A 19,387-nucleotide genomic window follows, 5' to 3' on the forward strand; every position below is an offset into this window, starting at 1 on the left:
CCATGGCGGCCCCCACTTGACTGATGTGGTCCCCTTGGGCAGGCCATACGGGAGGGAGAGGACACGCACCCAACCCAACCCAAAGGATCCGAAGGATCCCTCGCCCCTCTTGGCGGCCTGCCGCGCGGCGAGCGCAGTCTTTTCTTTAGCGCCAAACCCATCCAGCAGGGCCTTCTTTTGGCGTCCCGTTCAGCAGCCAGCCACTCAGCCATCAGCGATCTCCCCCAACCGCACAGGAACAACAACGGGCCGCCGCCCATCAAACTCAACCCCAGTAAGAGAAGCCACATTGGACAGACACATCCGCCCCTGACACCGCCCCAACCCAACCCTCGACACCAACTTCAAACTCCGAGCCCCCACCGCCCCCTCCCGAACCGCCCCAAGAACCTCCCCCACAGAAACCCCCTCACACCGACACACCAGAGTCGACTCCGAACCCCACCCCCGCCACCCCTCCCGAACCGGAAAAGCGCGAGCCAGCGCAGCAGCAAACCGCCGTCCCGCCCGAACCCGCCGCAACAACGCCCGAGAAACAACCCCGCCCCCAGCAGCAACCCCAGCAACCCACCCCTCCACCGCCGCAAGATCCGCCCCACCAACCCCAGTCACCTCACCACAAGCAAAAACCCCCGCCACAGAAGTCCGCTGCGACGAATCAACCCCGACAAACCCATCCACAACCTCACACCCGGCAGCCAAAGCAACATCCAACTGCGGCAAGAACCCATACCCAACACACACCGCATCCACCTCCACCGACCGCGTCCCCACCACATTCCAAGCCCCATCCAACCGAGCCACAGTGGCAACCCCACCGGAAACCCCGACCACAGCAGTACGAGTCCACAAAGGAACCCGAGCCAACATCGGCGCATACCCGAGCAACTCAGGAACCTTCCCCCACCCCGTCCGAAGATCCCACCGCAAAGGCCGATTGGCCTCCGCGATCCCCACCACCGAAGCCCCCACTCCGAGAAGCGACCGAGCAACGGCCAACAGGAAAGGCCCAGTCCCCCCAACAAGAACCCGCTGCCCAACAGCAACCCCCTGCCCCTTGGCCAAAGCCTGAGCCGCCCCCGCGGTGAACACCTCGGCAGAATCCCACCCAGGAAAAGGGACCACCCGATCGTAAGCCCCGGTAGCAATCACCAAAGCCGACGCCTCAATAGTCCGCGCCGAACGCCCAGGCCCATCAGCAGGCCCGGTCAACAGATGCACCCGCCGCCCCTCAACCGCCCAAACCACAGTGGAGGCCAGATGCGTAACCCCTGGCAGAGTCCGAGGCGAAGAGAACCGCTGCCGCCAATACTGCCCACCCACAGAGGGAGCAGCGTCAACCAGAACAACCTCACGCCCCAACCCAGCAGCAGCCCGAGCGGCGTTCAACCCCGCCGGCCCCGCCCCCACCACAACGACGGTCATGACCGAGTCCGGACCGAGTCACCATCCACCAACACCCGCTGACAAGCGCGCACGTCCTGCACTCCGTTCACCTCAACAAGACAGTCAAAGCACACGCCAATCCCGCAGAACACCACCGAAGGCACAACAGCCGCCACCGTCTGCCCAGGTTGAGCCGAGACGGGTACGCCATCAACGGTCACGTTCACACCATCACCCCATCCCGATCGACCCGGAACGGCGCGGGATCCACCACCGGCTCCCGCCCCAGGAACAAGTCCGCGAACAACTGCCCGGTCCCCGCAGCCAACCCAATGCCGGCCCCTTCGTGCCCGGTGACATGCCACAACCCAGGCACCCGAGGATCCGCCCCGATGACCGGCAGGTGATCAGCCACGTAAGGCCGGAACCCGCCATAGGCCCGGATCACCGGCACCTCAGCCAGCGGAGGAAACAACCGCACGGCCTTGCGCGCCAACACCCGCAGGACATCCACGCGCAAAGAGGAGTCGAACCCCACCCGCTCCCGGCTCGACCCGACCAGCACCGAACCGGCCATTGTGGACTCGACCACCGTGGAGGTCTGCAGATCGGCGTCCGAACTCTCAACCGCACCAACATAATCCGCGTCGTACACCTTGTGTATGACCCTTGTGTACAACGGGCATGCAAGAACCAGGATCATCCCCCGCCGAGGCATCACCGCCAGCGGAGCGCCCGCGGCGGCGCCGAACTCCCCTGCCCAAGGCCCACACGCGTTGACGACCGCCCCACACGGCAGGAACCCAACAGAAGTCATCACCCCGCCGGGACGCATCCCCAGAGCAGTGACCCCGGCCAAAACCGACCCGCCACGACGCCGAACAGCGCCCAGCAACGCCGTCGCCGCCAGAACCGGCTGAAGCTGAGCATCCTCGGGGTAATACACGCCACCCACCACCGAAGGCGTCAACCCCGGCTCCAGAGCGAGAGCGTCCGAAGCGGACACCACCTCAGCCCGAACCCCGGCCGCCCGCTGCCCCGAGGCGAAGTCCGTCAAAGCGTCCAACGACGAGAGCGCGACCACCAGGCCGCCCTTCGCCTGCCATTCGACGTCGGCCTCGAGCGACTCCAGCAGCACGGGCCAGCGCGCCAGCGAAGCCTGCGCGAGCGCAAGCTCCGGACCTGGGGCTTTGTCGGAGATCAGGACGTTGCCCTCGCCCGCGGCGGTGGTCCCGGACGCGGGCGCGCCCCGGTCCAGCACGGTCACCCGGACCCCCGCGGCGCTCAGCGCTTCCGCGCAGGCGGCCCCGGCGATCCCCGCTCCTACGACCACGACGTCCGGCAGCATAAGCACTCCACCGTTCGGTAAAGTGAACGCTCCGAGCGTAGCTACCGGATCACGCAGGAAGCAAGCACCGAGCCGGCCTGATCCGCCGGGTACTGCATCAGCAGCACCGACACGACCGGCGACGAGTCGGCGGTCCGGTAGATGTGCGGGGTGGCGGCCGGGAAGCAGACGTAGTCGCCCGGCCCCAGCGTGTAGGGCGCGTCCGGCGGCCCGACCAGCAGTTGCCCCGAGGTGACGACCACGTGCTCCAGCCCGGGATGCCCCTGCGACTCCTGGGTCTGACCGGGCCGCACGCGCTGGTCGTACATCTCGAACACGGTGTCGGTCAGGTCCAGCCGGCGCAGCATCCGCAGGTCCACGGCGTTGCTGGAGAGCACGTCCAGCCCTGCGGACCGGACCAGGACCACGTCCGGCGAGGTCCGCTCGGTCAGCAGGGTCGACACCGGCACGTTGAAGGCGTTCGACAAACTGAACACAGTCTCGATGGTCGGGTTGCCCGTGCCGGACTCCAGCTGCGACAGCGTCCCTTTCGCGATGCCCGAGCGCCTGGCCAGCTCGGACATGGACAGCCCGTGCTGGGCGCGCAGCGCCCTCAGGTTCGCCGCCAGCACCTGACCAGCTTGTTCCTTCACCAACTTCAGGCTCCTCGCGCTCGCCCGGCCGAGGCTACCCAACCCCCGGCGGATAAGCTTGGTCGTCCGGCAGCTAAGGAGCGCAGAGGATCATGGCCGAGGCCGCTTTCATCTCGACGACCATCCCTTATGTGAACGCGCAGCCGCACCTGGGGCACGCGTTCGAGTACAGCCAGGCCGACGCGTACGCGCGGCACATGGCCGGCCAGGGCATGGATGTCTACTTCCTGAGCGGGTCGGACGAGAACAGCCTGAAGAACGTGCTGGCCGCCGAGAAGGAGGGCATCACCGCGCGCGAGCTGGTCGACCGCAACGTCGTGTTCTTCGAGCGGATGGCGGCCGACCTGCAGGTGCAGCTGCGCCGGTTCATCCGCACCAGCGTCGACCAGGACCACATCGACGGCGCGATCGAGATCTGGAAGCGGATGGCCGCCGCGGGCGACATCTACGCCAAGGACTACGAGGGCCTGTACTGCGTGGGCTGCGAGCAGTTCTACACGCCGGCCGAGCTGGTCGACGGCAAGTGCCCGGAGCACTTCACCGTGCCGGACCTGGTCAGCGAGCGGAACTACTTCTTCAAGCTGTCGCGCTACCAGGACCAGCTGCTGGCCGCGCTGGAGTCGGGCGAGCTGCGCGTCGTGCCCGAGTCGCGGCTCAACGAGGTGGCCAGCTTCGTGCGGTCCGGCCTGGAGGACATCTCGATCTCCCGGTCCACGGGGCGGGCGCGCGGCTGGGGCATCCCGGTGCCGGGCGACGAGAACCAGGTGATGTACGTCTGGATCGACGCGCTCACCAACTACACCAATGCCCTCGGTTGGACGCGGGACGCCGAGGAGTTCCAGACCTACTGGGTGAACGCGGCCAAGCGCGTGCACGTGGTCGGCAAGGGCGTGACCCGGTTCCACGCGGTGTACTGGCCCGCGATGCTGATGTCCGCCGGGCTGCCGATGCCGACCGAGGTCGTGGTGCACGGGTACATCACCGCGTCCGGGCAGAAGCTGAGCAAGACCACCGGCAACGTGATCGACCCCGCGGACTTGATCGAGCGGTTCGGGTCCAACGCCGTGCGCTACTTCCTGCTCGCCGAGTTCTCGCCGTTCATCGACGGTGACTTCAGCGAGGAGCGGCTGATCGCCCGGTACAACGCCGACCTGGCCAACGGCCTGGGCAACCTCCTGTCGCGCGCGACCAGCATGACCGTGCGGTACCGCGACGGCGTCATCCCGGCGCCGGGCGAGCTCGGGGACCCGGAGCGGGCGCTGGCCGAGCAGCTCGCCGCGAGCGAGGAGGCGTCCATCAAGGCGATGGCCGGCTACGACCACCGCGACGCCCTGGCCAAGATCTGGGACCTCGTCCGCCGCACCAACGCGTACGTCGACGAGCGCGCCCCCTGGCACCTCGCCAAGGACGAGACCCAGGCGTCCACTTTGGACACCACCCTGCACTACCTGACCGCCGCCGTCCGCCAGCTCGGCCGCCTGCTGCACCCCTTCCTCCCCCAGGCCGCGGAGACCATCATCCGCACCCTCGGCGCCGAACCCGACAAGGTCCCCGGCGCGGCCAACTGGCTGGACAACCTCACGGGCGTGCAGGTCACCAAGTCCCCGGCGCTGTTCCCCCGCATCGAAGCCCAGTGACACCGTGCCCAGGTGACAGGTCCTGTCAGCCCTGCTCGCGGTCGTCGCCGGATCGGTGCTGACCGCCGCAGGGCCCACCGGACTCACCCACTTGGGCAGGTTGTTCCTCGGCAACCTCGGCCTGAAGCAGAACGAAGACGAACGCTCTGTGCTGGTCATTCTGCATGTCATGGGGCTGGGCGGTAGATGTTCAATCCAGGTGGACCGCCAGCCGTGCGGACAGATGGGCAACCTCGTCGAGGCCTCCGCGCTTCGAGCCCGGCCACTCCGCACTGTCCATCCACGAGTACTGCTCTGGGGTGTTCTGGTAGCGGGCAAACAGGTGCTGGTGGAAGTGAGCGACCCTACGGCCGACGATCGCGGAGAAAACGAACTCGGGACCAAGCTCGGCCCGCAGGCCACGAGCAGCCCTCCAGGCCGCTCTGGCGACGGCAGCAGCCTCGACTTCGGTCAGGGCATCCCACGACGGAACGTGGCGACGGCTTTCCACGAACAGATACCCCAGAAAGGTCGTTCCGTCGTCACCTTCGAGTCGGTGGGACACGATCACGTGTTCGTCAGCCCAGACATGGTGACCGACCAGCGGGCCTTCCCCACGATGCTTGGCGCAGATCAGGCACTCTTCAGTCATGCCTTCAGGCTATGCGTCTCGGTTGTCATGAGCCACCAAAGCGATGGACCCAGCTGAACCGTTGGGACTCGTCCTCAGTGAGCCCGTCAGCACAGTTCTTCCAGTCCTCACAGCCATACGCTCGATCGTCCGGCGAACGGGTACGACAGGGGAAACCGATCGGAGTGGCCGGACGTTGGGCAGATATGGACATAACGGTCGAAAGCCGTGCGTTGGTGGTCGTGGCGGGGTTGCCGGGGGCGGGGAAGAGCACGTTGCTGCGGCGGACCAGAGCGAACGTGCCCATCGCGGTGATCGACACGGACCAGCTGCGCACGTGGTTCCGGCGCGTGCTGCCCGCACGCACGCCGTATGCAGTGTGTCGACCGGTTGTACACATCTTGCATACATTGCGTGTACTGATCATGGTGGTGTGCTCGGAGCGGCCGATCGTGCTGCATGACCCCGCAACGCGGACGAGTACGCGGGTGTTGTTCGCGGTGGTGGGCGCGTTGACAGGACGGCGGCGGCATCTGATCTGGGTGGACTGCACGCCCGCGGAAGCGCTCGCGGGTCAGGAACAGCGCGGCCGGGTGCTGCTGAAGTGGGCGTTCGCCGGGCATGTGCGGCGCAGCCCAGAGCTGCGGAGGCAACTGACGAACGGACGGCTCCGGGGCTGGCACAGCGCGCAGGTGGTCGATCGATCGGCGGCGAGCAAAGGACTCCGCCTCCAGGTCGCCTGAAACCCGGTTGGGTCCCCTGTGGTTCTCGGAAAGTTGAACCGCACACCACGGGGTTCGGCCATCGAGATCGTGTCGGACTACCACCGGAAGGTCTCAGCGGCACGCGTGGCGAGGCGCGAGCTGGGCGAGGAGCCGCCCAGCAAACTGGTGATGGTGCGCGGCGTCGCCGTGCGACGGCGCCGCGCACCTGGTCTAACCGTGCAGATGGACCACTTGCAGCTGCGGCGAAGACAGGATGTCACGCTCGCAGAAGCGACCTCGCTGCCACTTGCTCTGCGAGAACAGCTTTGTCTGGTCAGCGAAGTGCGGTGAGGTCGGATCTGACGACTGTGAGTAGGTCAGCAGGGTCTGCGCGTCCGGGCAGGGCGTACCGTCGTAGGACACCGCCTGGATGTAGCTGGACCCGTGCACGACCTCGGTGTATCCGTTCTGCCACACGGGGGTCAGCACGTTGAGGACGCCGTTGCGGTTGGCCGCACCGTGTACGGGGATCTTGGTTCCGTTGCGCACGACGAACTGGTTGTCGCCGAGCGGTGCGTCCAATGGGATCCCGGCTGCCCGCAACTCCGCGACGGTGTCGGTGAACGCCTTGTGCAGAGCCGGGTCGTTCGTGTCCAAAGTGTTCGGTGTGCGTACCGGGTCGGCCGGGTTGAACGGTATCTTCCAGACCGGCCGCGCCCGGGTCATGAACCGGTCGAACAGCAGCGATCCCTTGCTCGACACCGTGAACGTCCTGTCCCATCGCGCCAGAACCGAACACGCGTCGGGCACATCGGCGCAGATCTTCAGCACATCGTCCAGCACCAGCCGCGCGGTGAAACTCCGGTCGCTGAACAGCATGTCCTGCAACGACTGCCGGGAGAACCGCTTGCCGTCGATCTCGGTCAGCAGCTCACGAGTGCGCGGGCTGCGTTCGGTGCCGATGGTCCCGACGATCCGCGGATAGCCGGTGATCGGCGCGCGCAGGTTGGTCAGCCAGGCGCTGTCGTTGGCGTTGCCGACGTAGTCCTTGCGCACCTGGTTGGGCAGCTTCGACGGGCCGAACAGTCCGGGCTGGACGGCGTCCGGGTCGGAACCCCAGCCACAGCTGGTCTTCGAACCGTCCAGCACGGCAACCCCGCTCTGCTGGAAGATCTGCTGCCCCAGTGGGGTGTTGCAGCGCTTGGCCAGCTCGTCGGTGATGTGCGGGACGACCTGGATGTCCGAGTACAGCGCGTTTCCGGAGCGGTCCGCGGCGATGGTGTTGACCCACGGCGATCCCAGGGTGGACGACAGAGTCTTGACGACATCGCGAGTGTCCCGTGCCGTACCCAAGCCGTACCAGGTGTTGAACGAACGGGAGTTGTCCACGTTCGCGTCCTTCATCGCGTACGCGGTCGTATCCGTCCACGACAACAGGTCGAACCCGCTGCCGAGCACCGGGCCATAGCGGGAGAACCACAGCGTCCGCTCTACAGTGGACAGTGAGCCGTCCGCGTTGCGCGCTTGGACGGACACCTTGCGGCTGGTCATCTGCTCTGGCCTGCCGTCGACCAGGTACGTCGTCGGCGAGCCAGGCACGAGTTGCAGCTGGAACAGGCTGAACCCGATCGGCGTTGCCACGGTGTGACTCCACGCCACATCGCGGTTGTACCCGATCTGCACCTCCGGAACGCCCAGCACCGTGGCGCCGGTGACGTCCAGCTGACCGGGCACAGTCAACTGCACCTGCCAGAACCGCAACGCCCCCTGCCAGGGGTAGTGCGGGTTGCCCAGCAGCAGGCCCCGGCCGTTGGCCGAACCATCGGTGCCGAAAGCGATCGCGTTGCTGCCCAAGTCCCCCTTGGCCTTCAGCTTCCCGGTCACCCGGTCGGCGGCGTCCGCGGGAATGGCCGCGACCTGCGCACCAGGAGTGGGCGGCTTGCTGGTCACGATGTCGTCGATGACCCCGCCCTGGCCGCCCACCATGGTCAGGGAATGCATGTGCCGGAACACATCGAGCTCGGTGATCGGCCGGATCCACGCGGCACCACGGCAGGCCGGGTCGGTGATCTTGCCGGTCGCCACGAACTTGTTGTACCCGGCCACATAGCCGCGGATCAGCTCGCGTGCCTCGGGTTGCGGGCCGAGCGGCGCGGGCCGCCGGAAGTCGCGTTCGACCACGCCGGAGTCGTTGACCTGCTGGTAGTACAGGTCGCTGGTCAGGCTGGTCGAGGCGTCTCCGGTGGCCGGGTTGCCCGGCGAGGAAGGCCCGAAGTACCGGGACCTTTGGGCGGACAGGGTGACGTAAAGGTCGGCGAGCGCACAGATGTTGTCCTTGGCGACGGCATAGCCGTAGCCGAAACCGGCGCCGGCCAACGTGTTGGCCTTGATGTGCGGAACACCGCCCTCGGTGTACCGCACCACAGCGGAAAGTCCCCAGGTGTCGGGTTGTGCCGCACTCGCGGTCGCGATCGCCGACAGGGCGACCCCGACCGCCGCGGCGAGTGTTGTCAGGCGTCTCAGAATTGGCACACCGCTGTTTGTAGTGCAGATCGACAGGGAGGACCATCAGGGATGGCCCCCAAGGGTCGTTGACAGTTCGCGGCCCGCGATGGTGTGATCCAGCTGTTTTCCGCCGCCCACGGAACTCGGTGACGGAGGAGAACATGGCTGAAATTGGTCGGCGTGCGGTGCTGGCCGCGCTCGGCGCGCTGCCGCTGGCGGCGCCCCCGAGCTGGCAGCTGCGGTGGAGCCCGGTGCCCGGCAAGGACGGGCTCGGCGCGTTCGAGGGCGTCGAGGACGACCGCGCGAACTCGCACCCGGGCGTCAAGCACATCTATCCGCAGGGCGACGCGTTCCGGTTCGACATGCACAAACGCGACCGGGACACCGCGCCGGACCGGCAGCGCAACGAGGTCCGTGGCATACGCACGAACGGCGTGGCGCTGTCCATGGACAACGGGCAGACCTGGAAGTTCACCTACTCCATGTTCATCCCCAGCACGCTCAAGGCCACCAGCAGCTTCACGCACATCATGCAGACCAAGATGCCCGGCCTGGGCTCGGCGCCGATCACCGTGATGTCGTTGCGGCGGCAGGCAACCCGGCCGACCATCGAGTTCAAGGTGACCGAGGGCGACACCCTGGTCGGCAACACGGACCTGGCCCCGTTGCAGGACAGGTGGATCGACACCGAGGTGGAGATCCGGATCGGCGACGCCGGCGCGGGGTACGTGAACTGGCTGATCCGCAGCGGTGGCAGTACCGTCCTGGACGCGCGCAAGTCCGGTGTGGACACATGGCTGGACGACCGGGTCCGCCCGAAGTGGGGCATCTACCGGTCGCTCAGCGACTCCGCCCAGATCCAGGACTGCCACCTGTTGCTGCGCGACATGAAGGCGTATCAGCTGCTCTGACAGTCCACGAAGACGTCGGCGGCCTCGTTCCGGTCCCCAGGGACGAGGTTCCCGGCGTACGAGGAGAACGCCAGTACGCGTCCGTCCGCACTCAGCGAAGGCGCCACCGAGAAGTTGTCGCCCTGCCTGCCGAACACCGACACGCTGGCCCGCTTTGTCTTGCCGGTGCGCAGGTTCCTGACGAAGACGTCGTCGTAGTTGTTGGTGTCGCCGCGAACCAGGTTGGACGCCAGCGACGAGAACGCGACGTACTGGCCGTTCGCGCTGATCACCGCGCCGTACGGCTGCGACTCCGCGACCGTGCCGTCGGAAGCCGTGTTGACCCTGGTGATCGCTCCCGTGGTCATGTCCTTGACGAACATGTCCGGCGTGTCCTCGGTGTCCCCCGGCACGAGGTTGGCGCCCCACGCAACGAAAGCGACCTTGCGGCCGTCCGCGGTGATCGACGGCATCAACGTGTACGAAGTGGACTGCTCGCCGGTCGCCGTCGTGTTCGCGCGCACGATCGCGCCAGTGACGGTGTCCTTGACGAACATGTCAATACTGCCGTTGGTGTCCCCAGGCACCAGGTTCGTTGCCTGCGAGGGAAAGACCACGTATCGGCCGTTGGCGCTGATCGCGGTGCCGTGCACGACAAGGCGATCGCCCTGCGTCCCGTCGGCGGCCACGCTCACCCGCGAGATCGCCCCGGTCCGCACGTCCTTGACGAAGACATCGGCGACTTTGTTGGTATCACCGGGAACCAGGTTCGACGCGTCCGACCGGAACGCCACGAACCGCCCGTCCGCGCTCACCGACGGCGACCCGTACGAGGCGGCGTTGCCAAAAGACCCGTCCGCCGCCGAACTCACGACCGACAAAGCGCCGGTGCGACGGTCCTTGATGAACACGTCGTCCGCCCCATTGGTGTCCCCGGGAACGAGGTTCGTCGCACTGGACAGAAAGGCCACATAACGCGCATCGGCGCTCACACCGGGCGGATCGTACGACGCCCCATCGCCTTCCTCCCCACGCGCGCCCACGCTCACGCGGCTGACCGATCCCGAATACCGGTCCTTGACAAAGACATCCGATACGCCATTGCCGTCATGCCGGACCAGGTTCGAAGCCTCGGAAGGGAAAACGACGTATCGCCCGTCCGCACTGAGCACGGGCGTCAGCGAGGCACCGTTTCCCAAGGCCCCGAACGAGGATCTGCTGACCAACGAGTCGAACGACACCGCGGAAGCTGGCGGCGCGACCAGAACCATCGCCACGACAGCGGCGAGCACACTCCGACCGACCACGAAAAGACCCCTTCTATGTGTCTCCGGGTGCGGCGGAGTGCCCGGAGCTTACCCCGGACCGGATGCCGGCGAGAACGATTCGCAGGCCGTGCTCGAAGTTCTGGCCCGCGTCGCCGAACAGGTCCGGCAGAACGCTCGCGGTGAGCGGGAACCGCGTGGAGTCGACGGCGGCGGCCATCGCTTCGCGTTCGTAGGGGTTGGTGGCGTACTCGCCGCCGAGGCGGGCCTGTTCCTCGATCGTGTAGCCGATCGTGAAGTGGTAGATCACCGGGTAGCTACGGGCGGCGTAGTCGAGCGGGAAACCGGCGTCCAGCATCGCACCCAGGGACAGCTCGATCAGCCGGAACAACGCGGGATGCGCTGTGTTCGTGCCGGCTACGACCTTGGCGCCATCGCGGTACCGCAGCATCTCGGCGTGCAGCCGCGAGGCGCGCTCGATGGTCCAGTCCTCCCACGTCACGCCCTGGCGCGGGGCCTCGACCTCGGAGCTGGCCGCCACCAGGATCACCTCGGCCATCGCGTCCAGCAGCTCACGCTTGCTTTTGACGTGCCAATACAGCGCGGAGGCCTGAACGTCGAAGTGCTTGGCCACCAAGCGCATCGTCAGCCCGTCCAGGCCATGCTCGGCCAGCAGGTCGAGTGCCGCCCGGGCGATTCCGTCTCGAGTCAGCTTCACACTTGACAGCTTAACATCGTTCATTTCATCCTGTACGTCGTTCAGTGAGTGCTGAACGTCGTTCAGGGAGGGATCGAGATGGACGTGATCGTCGCGGGCGCCGGGCCGACCGGGCTGATGCTGGCTTACGAGCTGCGACTGGCCGGGCTGGACGTGTTGGCGGTCGACCGGGCGGAGGGCCGGGACACCACCGAGTCGAGGGCGGGCGGCATCCACGCACGCACCATGGAGGTACTGGACCAGCGCGGACTGCTGGACGATTTCCTCGCACAGGGCCGATGCCTGCAGGCTGGGCACTTCTCCGGGCTCCGGCTGGACTTCAGCGGGTTCGACACGCGGTATCCGTTCCTGTTGTCGTTGCTGCAGCGCAGGATCGAGGTGCTACTGGAACGGCACGTGCTGGAGCTGGGTGTGCCGATCCGCTGGTCGGCTGAGGTCACCTCGGTGTCGCAGAACGAAAGCGGCGTCGAGGTGGTCGCCGGTGGCGAGACGATCCGGGCGAAGTACCTGGTGGGGTGCGATGGTGGCCGGAGTGTCGTGCGCAAGCAGGCCGGGATCGGTTTCACCGGAACCGACCCGACCATGACGTCGCTGCTCGGCGATGTCGAACTGGCCGAGCCGCCTGCCGATCTGAGGTTCATGACCCGCAGTGACCACGGCGACTACTCCGTCATCCCGTTCGAGCCGGGCTGGTATCGCGTGATGGTGGGGCAGTACGACCGCGTCCTGGACCGGGACGAACCCGTCACGCTGGAGTCGTTGCGCGCGGCCCTGATCAAGGTCGCCGGGACGGACTTCGGCATGCACAGCCCGCGCTGGCTGTCGAAGTTCAACGACAGCACCCGATTGGCCGCGAACTACCGCAGCGGCAGGGTTTTCCTCGCCGGGGACGCCGCCCACATCCACTACCCCGCCGGTGGCCAGGGGTTGAACATGGGCGTGCAGGACGCGGTCAACCTGGGCTGGAAGCTCGCCGCGGTGATCCGCGGCGAGGCGCCGGAGTCGCTTTTGGACACTTACCAGACCGAGCGGCGCCCAGTGGCCGAGCGGGTCCTCGAGAACACACGAGCGCAGTCCGCGTTGTCCCAGCCCACCCCGCAGACGCAGGCATTACGCGACATCCTGGCGTCGCTGATCGACCTCGGCCCGGTGAACGACCGGCTCGGGTACATGATCACCGCGCTCGATGTGCGGTACCCGATGACCGGCGAACATCCTTTGGTCGGCCGGCGGGTCCCGGACCAGGGTCTGAAGACCGCCGACGGCGAGGTGCGGCTGTTCTCGCTGCTGCACGGCGGCCGTCCGGTTCTGCTCTCCCTCGGCGGCCAGGTCGGGCTGCCAGACGGATGGGCAGACCGTGTCGAAGTCGTCGAGGCGCAGTGCACTTCGGACTGGACCATTCCGCTGATCGGCGCGGTTCCGGACGTTTCGGCGGTGTTGATCCGGCCGGACGGATACGTCGCTTGGGTTGGTTCCGCAGGTCAGGAGGGTCTGACCAATGCGCTGAGCACGTGGTTCGGTCCGGCGCGGGGTTGACAGTCGGGTTAGATTGGTCCAGTGGATGAGCCACTAGACCTCATTGAGCGGGGCACGGTGGTGGACGCCCTGGTCGCCCGGATCAGGGCGGACATCTTGAACGGGCGCTACCCGCCGGGTTCGCTGCTGCCGCCGGAACGCGCGCTCGCGGAGAGCTACGGCGTGACAAGGACTTCGCTCAAGCACGCCTTGGTCCGATTGGCTCAGGCCGGCTTGATCGCCACCAAACACGGTGTGGGTACGAGGGTTCTGGACTACGCACGGCTACGCAGCCTGGAGTTGTTGCCCGAGCTGGTGATGGCGGACGCGCCCGGCTGGTTCGTCGAGATCTTCGAGACCAGGCGGGAGATCGGGGCGCTGGTCGCCGCCCGCGCCGCCGAGCGGGCCGGTGACGCGCATCGAGCCCGGCTCACGGACCTGCTGGAACGGGTTCGGGACGCGGCGGACGCGGACGCGGCCCAGGTCGCCGAGTGTGATGTGCACCGGGTGCTCGGCGAGGCGTGCGGCAACCGGGTCTACCGGATCCTGGTCGACACCCTGCTGGATGCCTACATGCCGGTGCGCGGGCTGTTCGTCCACCCGTTCACCGATCCCCCGGCCGCCGCGGCCCGGCTCGCGCCGGTCGTCGAGGCGGTCCTCACCGGGGACCCCGCGCGCGCCCACACCGCGGCGACCGCGTACTTGGCCGAGACCGAACGTCTGATGCTGGGAGGCAACGGTGCCAACGACATTCCGTGAGACCATGGCCGGCACGATCACGCTCGCCGACGGTCCGCGGCCGGTCCGGATGGACCTCGACGTGACCGTGCCCGGCGTGCTCAAACCATGGTCCGATGTGGACGGAACGTTCACCGGCCGGGTCCGGATCGACGGCCTGGCCGACTCGCCGACCACTGGCACCCTCCGGATCGCGCCGATGAAGGCCCGGATCATCCACTACCGCTGCACATTCCAGGCCTCGGACGGGCGCGAGCTGACGCTCGACGGCCACAAGTCCATCGACTACCGGCATCCCGTGCGCTCGATGACGACTCTGCCAGCGACCGTCACGGATTCCTCAGGTGTGCTCGGCGAGGCGGACCTGAGCTTCGACACTCGTGACCTGCCCAGGTTCCTGGGCAGCTTCCGGCTGGATTCTGCCGTGCTGGAGCCAAGATGGCGGGGTCAGCCGGGGCGGTTGGAGGTCTGGTACACGACGTTGACCGATCCCGCGACGGGCACGGGTGTGTGGCTGCACCGGGAGATGGTCGCGCCGACCGACGGCAGCGAGGCGCACGTTCTCGGCTGGGCCGCGGTGTTCCCGCCCGGCGAACCCCCGCGGCACGGCCGGTTCGGCCCGTTCCCCAACGACGGCAGGCAGATCACCAGCGCCGGGGACATCCACTGGGACCTGCGCTCCACCAGCGACAGCAAACCGCTGTACACCTTCCCGAAGTGGGCCTGGGACACGGAACTGCTGCCTGCCGCCCAGGTTGTGGCCGAGCCGCACGCGTTGTTCTCCGGCACCGTCAAGTGGCCCGGTGGCGAACTCACCCTCAACGACGCTCCCGGCGGCAACTCCCGGATCTACGGTCACGGCAACGGCCAACGCTGGGCCTGGTTGCACGCCGATCTCGGCAATGGTGACGTCCTGGAGATCGTGAGTGCGGTCGCCCGTCGCCAGCCCCTGCGTTCCCTGCGTCCTTTGACGTTCCTCAAGCTCCGGGTCAACGGCCATGAATGGCCCAGCAACACTCTCCTTGCCGCGCCACGGTTCCACGCCGAGATCGACCGTCCTTCGTGGAGTGTCGCCGGACGGGTGGGCGACTGGCGGATCTCCGTTGTCGTGACTCAACCCGACGACGGCACTCTCTCGCTCGAGTACCGCGATCCGGACGGCAGCACCGCCACGTGCTGGAACAGCGAACGCTCGTCCGCACACATCACGTTGGAGGAACGCCGGAACGGCACCTGGCGCCAGCACCGAACCTGGGACATCCACGACACCGCCCACGCCGAAGTAGGCGGCCGTGGTGACTGAGCGGGCGATCGCCGCCGCCCTTGGCGTTTCGCGGAGCGAGGCCCGGGCGGTCGCGGATCGGTTCGCGCGGTTGACCGCCGGGTTTCCCGCGGTGGCCCGGTTGGGGATCCGGGCGTTGCCTGTAGGCCTTGACCTGGTGAAGCTCCCGCTGCTGCTGGCCGCCAACCCCGAGACCACCGGCGACTTCCAGCCAGGCGGGCGTCCCGATCCGCCGCTGACCTGCATTCCGTCGTGGGAGTGGCGGGGGGCTCGGGCCGATGTCGTCATCGTCGGCTCTGGCGCCGGTGGGGCCGTGGTAGCCAAGGTTCTGGCGGAGGCCGGGGTTGATGTCGTTGTTGTCGAGGAGGGGCGGCGGCATACGGCCGAGGACTTCCGGCGAACGTCGACCTTCGACCGGTTCCGGGAGCTGTACCGGGACTCTGGGGCGACAGTCGCGTTAGGACTCCCACCTGTGGTTCTGCCGCTCGGCAGGGGCGTTGGCGGGACGACGTTGGTGAACTCCGGGACGTGCTTCCGGACGCCGGACACGGTGCTCAAACGGTGGCAGGACGACTGGGGCGTGCCTACCGAGCACTTTCCGTCCCTTCTGGATTCCGTCGAGGACATGCTCCAAGTGCGCAAACAACCGGAGAACGTCCTCGGCGGGAACGGACAGCGGGCCCTGAAAGGCGCACTAGCGCTCGGATGGGAGGCTCAACCGTTGCGGCGCAACGCTCCCGGCTGCGCGGGGAGCTGCCAGTGCGCGGTGGGGTGTCCCCGCAACGCCAAGAACGGCGTCCACCTCAACGCCCTGCCGGACGCCTGCGCCAACGGCGCAAGAATCATCACCGAGGCGCGGGTCGAGCGGATCATCACCGCCCGCGGCCGCGCCGAAGGAGTCCTGATCCGGCGACCGGACGGGACAAGCTTCGTTCTCCGAGCCGACATTGTCGTCGCGGCGGCGGGCGCGACCGAGACCCCGCCCCTGCTCCGACGCTCGGGTCTGGGCCAACACCCCATGCTGGGCAAGGGAATGGCGGTGCATCCCGCGACCTCGGTGGCCGGACGGTTCCCGGAGAAGGTCAACGCTGCCAAAGGAGTCCTGCAAAGCGTTGGGATCGAACGGTTCCACGACGAAGGCATCCTCATCGAGGCCACCGCGAGCCCGGCCGGGCTGATCACGTTCCCGCTTCCTCTCGAAGAGATCCCGCGCCGCGACCACCTCGCCTACCTCGGCGCGATGATCGCCGACGCCCCCTCGGGCGAGGTCCACGGCAGGAGACGAGCCATCCCGGCCTACCGGCTGACCACGCAGGACGCGGGCAAACTCCGCAAGGCGATGATCGAGATGGGCCGGGTGCTGTTCGCCGCCGGAGCCGAGGAAGTCCTTACCGGCCTGGGCAAACATCCCCGGGCGCGAACCACCGAGCACCTTGAGGAGATCGTCCGGTCGACCCCGGCGGCGCGGCTCAGGGTCGCGGCGTTCCACCCCACGGGCACCGCCCGGATGGGCGCCGACCAGCAACATGCACCCGTCGACGTCACCGGGCGGCTGCGCGGTGTACAAGGTGTATACATCGCGGATGCGTCTTGCATACCGACCTGTCCCGAGGTGAACCCGCAGCTCAGCATCATGGCGATGGCCATGTCGATCGCGGACGGGATCACGAAAGCGTCTTGAGCTCCGCGACCGAGGTCCCCGAAATCCGCGCCCACACCACACGCTCGCCGTCGCCGTAAATGGCGATCGCGGTGTCCGGGCCGGTGGTCAGCACCTGCGAGGGTGAGTCGGTCAACTCGGCCAGCAGCACCTCACGAGGGGCGGGCGGTGGCGGAACCGGGGCACCGGCCTCGGTGAAAACGTCGGTGATGTGTTCGAGCGCCATTACCGCCCGCGGAAAACCGGAGAAAGCCGCGGCCTCGGTGATCACCTCGGTGATCTCGGCCGGGGCGAGGCCCGAGGAAAGCCCGGTCCGGGTGTGCACGCGAATGGGCGTCCCGGCGCCACCGGACGCGATGATCGCGGAAATCGCGGCCGCCTCACGCATTCGGGGGTCCAATGCCGGCCGCGAGTGCAAATGCCCGTAGACGACCCCGACCGCGAGTTCCTCGAGACCGGGAGCGACCTTGAAGATCCGGTCCAGCCGCGCCTTGCCGTCGGGAACCAGCGAGCCGAACGTGTCCCGGCCGAGCGCGTGCTCGTCTTTCACAGGTACCTCCGCAGGAACTCCTCGGTCAGCCGCCAGGCCCGTTCCGCCGGTTCCGGCTGGTAGAACATCTCGGAAACGCGGTTATGAAAAGCGTGTCCCCCGTCGGGCTGAATGTGCAGTTCCACGGTGTCACGGCCGGCGACCGCCTCGGCCACGGCTGCGACCTTCTCGGCCGGAATGTACGGATCCTGACCCCCGAAGTGCAGCTGCAAGGGCGACGAGATCTCGCCGGCCAGGTGGAGCATGTCCGGCACGCCCGACCCGTAGAAGGACACGACGGCGGAAGGCTTGGTCCGCGCGGCCACCCCGAACGCGACCGTTCCGCCCAGGCAGAACCCGAGTACACCGACCCGGTCGACCTCGGGCAGACCGGCCAGGTGGTCCAGCGCGAGCACCGAGTCGGCGATGCCTGTCTGCAGGTCGAACTGGCTGGCAACGGTCATCGACGCGGCCATCCCCGCCTTGGAGTGCTCGCCGCGCCACCCCGGCTGAACCCGCCAGAACAGGTCCGGCGCACCCACCACGTAACCCAATGAGGTGAGATCCGCGGCTACCGCCTCGATGTACTCGCCCACTCCGAAGATCTCCTGAAGCAGGAGAACTCCATGGCCACGGCCGTTTTCCGGCAGCCAAACCCTCATGTCGAACTGGCCAATTGGCGCGAAAACTGATTCAGTACGCTCTCGTGTCACGAGATGAAACCTACCTGTTGGAACTCAACAAACCACACGCGTGGGAATACCGGTGAGTATTCACACCAGGGAGGCCGAATGATCGACTCATTACCGGTACGGCGGAGACGTTTGCGCGTCCTCGCCGCCGTCCTGCTCATGGGCGTCGGCTTGGTCGCGTGCAAGAAGGAAGCCGCCCCAGCACCCCCCGCCCCCTCTTCCGAAGCCCCGGCCGAGTGGAGCTCCGGCGCCCCCGAGCCAGGAGAGTCCTCCGCCGGCACACCCGCCTCGCAGCTCAGTTCCCCCGCCGCGCCGAAGCCCAGCGGCAGCAGCAGCGCCAAGCCTCCGGCGGCGCCCGCGCCCGGCGTCTCGAACGGCACGAACTGCATCAAGACCCTCCGCGCCTGCGGTTTCCCGGACGCCAGCAACACCGGATGGCAGCCGACCGGCGTGAAACTGACCACCGCGGGCGTGAACCTGACGCCCGACCGCGAATTCCAGATCAACACCCCCGGCGCCGTGATCGACGGCAAGGACATTCAGGGCTGCGTCAGCATCAAGGCCAACAATGTCACGATCAAACGCAGCCGGGTGCGGTGTGACAGTTACTTCCCGATCCGGATCTACGAAGGCATCAAAGGCGCCGTCATCGAGGACACCGAGATCGACGGGATGAACTCCGGTGAAACAAATGCGGCCGTCGGTTTCGAGAACTACGTTCTGCGCCGGGTGAACATCCACAACGCCGGTGAGGGTCCGCACATGGGCGCGAACGTGGTGGTGGAGAACTCGTACGTGCACGACCTCGCCAACTGCCCGATCTGCCACAACGACGCCATCCAGTCGTCGGGCGCGCTGAACGTGGTGCTGCGGCACAACACGTTCATCAACGACGCCGACGGCAAGAACGCCGTGGTGCGGATCGCCACCGAACAGGGCGACTCGCACAACTTCCTGGTGGAGAACAACCTGCTGGCCGGCGGCAACTACGCGGTCCAGGTCCGCAGCCAGGGCAACGGCTTCCCGGAGAACGTCCGAGTGATCAACAACCGGATCGTGCCGACCTGGCGGTTCGGCCCGTTCGACGTGGTCGACGGCAAGATCGAGGCCACCGGCAACTTCCGCGACGACAACCTGCAGCCCCTCAGCGCGGATTGAGATCACTTGGTGAGTGTTTGAATCGGTCAACCACTCACCAAGGCTTCCGCTGAATGGAAACCGGGGATCCGCTCTACGCATAACGGCCTTACCGTCTCGCCCCACCGCCAACGCAACG

General features: G+C 67.2%; 18 protein-coding genes. 8 read left to right on the forward strand and 10 right to left on the reverse strand.

From position 1 onward, the window contains the following. Positions 1-204: 204 nt before the first annotated feature. The 4 genes from AB0J95_RS11230 to AB0J95_RS11245 are packed head-to-tail and all read right to left on the reverse strand — an operon-like array spanning position 205 to position 3,369. Positions 205-1,425, reverse strand: a complete 1,221-nt coding sequence (locus AB0J95_RS11230) for an NAD(P)/FAD-dependent oxidoreductase (RefSeq protein WP_364755661.1) — start codon at positions 1,423-1,425, stop codon at positions 205-207. Next, entirely contained in the window at positions 1,422-1,613 is a 192-nt protein-coding gene (locus AB0J95_RS11235; protein ID WP_364755664.1) for a 2Fe-2S iron-sulfur cluster-binding protein, read from the reverse strand. Before AB0J95_RS11235 ends, AB0J95_RS11230 begins: the two co-directional genes overlap by 4 nt. Further along, positions 1,610-2,734, reverse strand: coding sequence for an FAD-binding oxidoreductase (locus AB0J95_RS11240; protein ID WP_364755666.1), 1,125 nt, complete (start codon positions 2,732-2,734; stop codon positions 1,610-1,612). Before AB0J95_RS11240 ends, AB0J95_RS11235 begins: the two co-directional genes overlap by 4 nt. A gap of 41 nt (positions 2,735-2,775) precedes the next feature. Further along, positions 2,776-3,369 carry an XRE family transcriptional regulator gene (locus AB0J95_RS11245; protein WP_364755668.1) on the reverse strand — a complete coding sequence of 198 codons (594 nt, stop codon included), beginning with the start codon at positions 3,367-3,369 and terminating at the stop codon, positions 2,776-2,778. 89 nt (positions 3,370-3,458) lie between these two features. On the opposite strand from AB0J95_RS11245, the gene AB0J95_RS11250 reads away from it, so the two are divergent. After that, the gene (locus AB0J95_RS11250; RefSeq protein WP_364755671.1) at positions 3,459-5,003 is read left to right on the forward strand and encodes a methionine--tRNA ligase; all 1,545 of its coding nucleotides are present in this window, start codon (positions 3,459-3,461) and stop codon (positions 5,001-5,003) included. A gap of 190 nt (positions 5,004-5,193) precedes the next feature. Here the strand turns inward: AB0J95_RS11250 and AB0J95_RS11255 are convergent, their stop codons facing one another. Beyond that, on the reverse strand, positions 5,194-5,634 hold the full coding sequence (locus AB0J95_RS11255) for a histidine triad (HIT) protein (protein WP_364755674.1): 441 nt from the start codon (positions 5,632-5,634) through the stop codon (positions 5,194-5,196). Between the two features lie 185 nt (positions 5,635-5,819). Here AB0J95_RS11255 and AB0J95_RS11260 point away from each other — a divergent pair, with 185 nt between their 5' ends. Beyond that, a complete protein-coding gene (locus AB0J95_RS11260) occupies positions 5,820-6,356 on the forward strand; it encodes an AAA family ATPase (RefSeq protein WP_364755677.1) in 537 nt (178 codons plus the stop codon). 192 nt (positions 6,357-6,548) lie between these two features. Here AB0J95_RS11260 and AB0J95_RS11265 read toward each other — a convergent pair whose 3' ends face one another. After that, the gene (locus AB0J95_RS11265; RefSeq protein WP_364755678.1) at positions 6,549-8,849 is read right to left on the reverse strand and encodes a penicillin acylase family protein; all 2,301 of its coding nucleotides are present in this window, start codon (positions 8,847-8,849) and stop codon (positions 6,549-6,551) included. A 134-nt stretch (positions 8,850-8,983) separates the two neighbouring features. Here AB0J95_RS11265 and AB0J95_RS11270 point away from each other — a divergent pair, with 134 nt between their 5' ends. Continuing rightward, positions 8,984-9,733, forward strand: coding sequence for a Tat pathway signal sequence domain protein (locus AB0J95_RS11270; protein WP_364755680.1), 750 nt, complete (start codon positions 8,984-8,986; stop codon positions 9,731-9,733). Here AB0J95_RS11270 and AB0J95_RS11275 read toward each other — a convergent pair. Beyond that, positions 9,721-11,019, reverse strand: coding sequence for a hypothetical protein (locus AB0J95_RS11275; protein WP_364755683.1), 1,299 nt, complete (start codon positions 11,017-11,019; stop codon positions 9,721-9,723). The two genes, AB0J95_RS11270 and AB0J95_RS11275, sit on opposite strands and share 13 nt — an antisense overlap. 13 nt (positions 11,020-11,032) lie before the next feature. After that, positions 11,033-11,695: a TetR/AcrR family transcriptional regulator C-terminal domain-containing protein gene (locus tag AB0J95_RS11280; RefSeq protein WP_364755686.1), complete on the reverse strand. Its 663-nt coding sequence runs from the start codon at positions 11,693-11,695 to the stop codon at positions 11,033-11,035. A 78-nt stretch (positions 11,696-11,773) separates the two neighbouring features. Between AB0J95_RS11280 and AB0J95_RS11285 the strand changes: the two genes are divergently transcribed. Genes AB0J95_RS11285 through AB0J95_RS11300 form a run of 4 tightly spaced genes read left to right on the forward strand, consistent with a single transcriptional unit; the run spans position 11,774 to position 16,911 of the window. Further along, on the forward strand, positions 11,774-13,231 hold the full coding sequence (locus tag AB0J95_RS11285) for an FAD-dependent oxidoreductase (protein WP_364755688.1): 1,458 nt from the start codon (positions 11,774-11,776) through the stop codon (positions 13,229-13,231). A gap of 21 nt (positions 13,232-13,252) precedes the next feature. Continuing rightward, complete coding sequence (locus tag AB0J95_RS11290) at positions 13,253-13,969, forward strand: GntR family transcriptional regulator (RefSeq protein ID WP_364755690.1); 717 nt, start codon at positions 13,253-13,255, stop codon at positions 13,967-13,969. After that, the gene (locus AB0J95_RS11295; protein WP_364755692.1) at positions 13,950-15,251 is read left to right on the forward strand and encodes a tocopherol cyclase family protein; all 1,302 of its coding nucleotides are present in this window, start codon (positions 13,950-13,952) and stop codon (positions 15,249-15,251) included. Before AB0J95_RS11290 ends, AB0J95_RS11295 begins: the two co-directional genes overlap by 20 nt. Continuing rightward, positions 15,241-16,911: a GMC family oxidoreductase gene (locus tag AB0J95_RS11300; RefSeq protein WP_364755695.1), complete on the forward strand. Its 1,671-nt coding sequence runs from the start codon at positions 15,241-15,243 to the stop codon at positions 16,909-16,911. The genes AB0J95_RS11295 and AB0J95_RS11300 overlap by 11 nt, the downstream gene beginning before the upstream one ends. On the opposite strand, the gene AB0J95_RS11305 is transcribed toward AB0J95_RS11300, so the two are convergent. Together AB0J95_RS11305 and AB0J95_RS11310 are read right to left on the reverse strand one after the other, a co-directional pair. Continuing rightward, complete coding sequence (locus AB0J95_RS11305; RefSeq protein ID WP_364755697.1) at positions 16,895-17,440, reverse strand: carboxymuconolactone decarboxylase family protein; 546 nt, start codon at positions 17,438-17,440, stop codon at positions 16,895-16,897. The two genes, AB0J95_RS11300 and AB0J95_RS11305, sit on opposite strands and share 17 nt — an antisense overlap. Then, on the reverse strand, positions 17,437-18,081 hold the full coding sequence (locus AB0J95_RS11310) for a dienelactone hydrolase family protein (protein WP_364755700.1): 645 nt from the start codon (positions 18,079-18,081) through the stop codon (positions 17,437-17,439). The genes AB0J95_RS11305 and AB0J95_RS11310 overlap by 4 nt, the downstream gene beginning before the upstream one ends. A gap of 129 nt (positions 18,082-18,210) precedes the next feature. On the opposite strand from AB0J95_RS11310, the gene AB0J95_RS11315 reads away from it, so the two are divergent. Further along, on the forward strand, positions 18,211-19,269 hold the full coding sequence (locus AB0J95_RS11315; RefSeq protein ID WP_364755703.1) for a hypothetical protein: 1,059 nt from the start codon (positions 18,211-18,213) through the stop codon (positions 19,267-19,269). Positions 19,270-19,387: the final 118 nt, after the last annotated feature.

Origin of the sequence: Actinocrispum sp. NPDC049592 (genome assembly GCF_040675465.1) — a bacterium.
Lineage (GTDB): Bacteria > Actinomycetota > Actinomycetes > Mycobacteriales > Pseudonocardiaceae > Kibdelosporangium.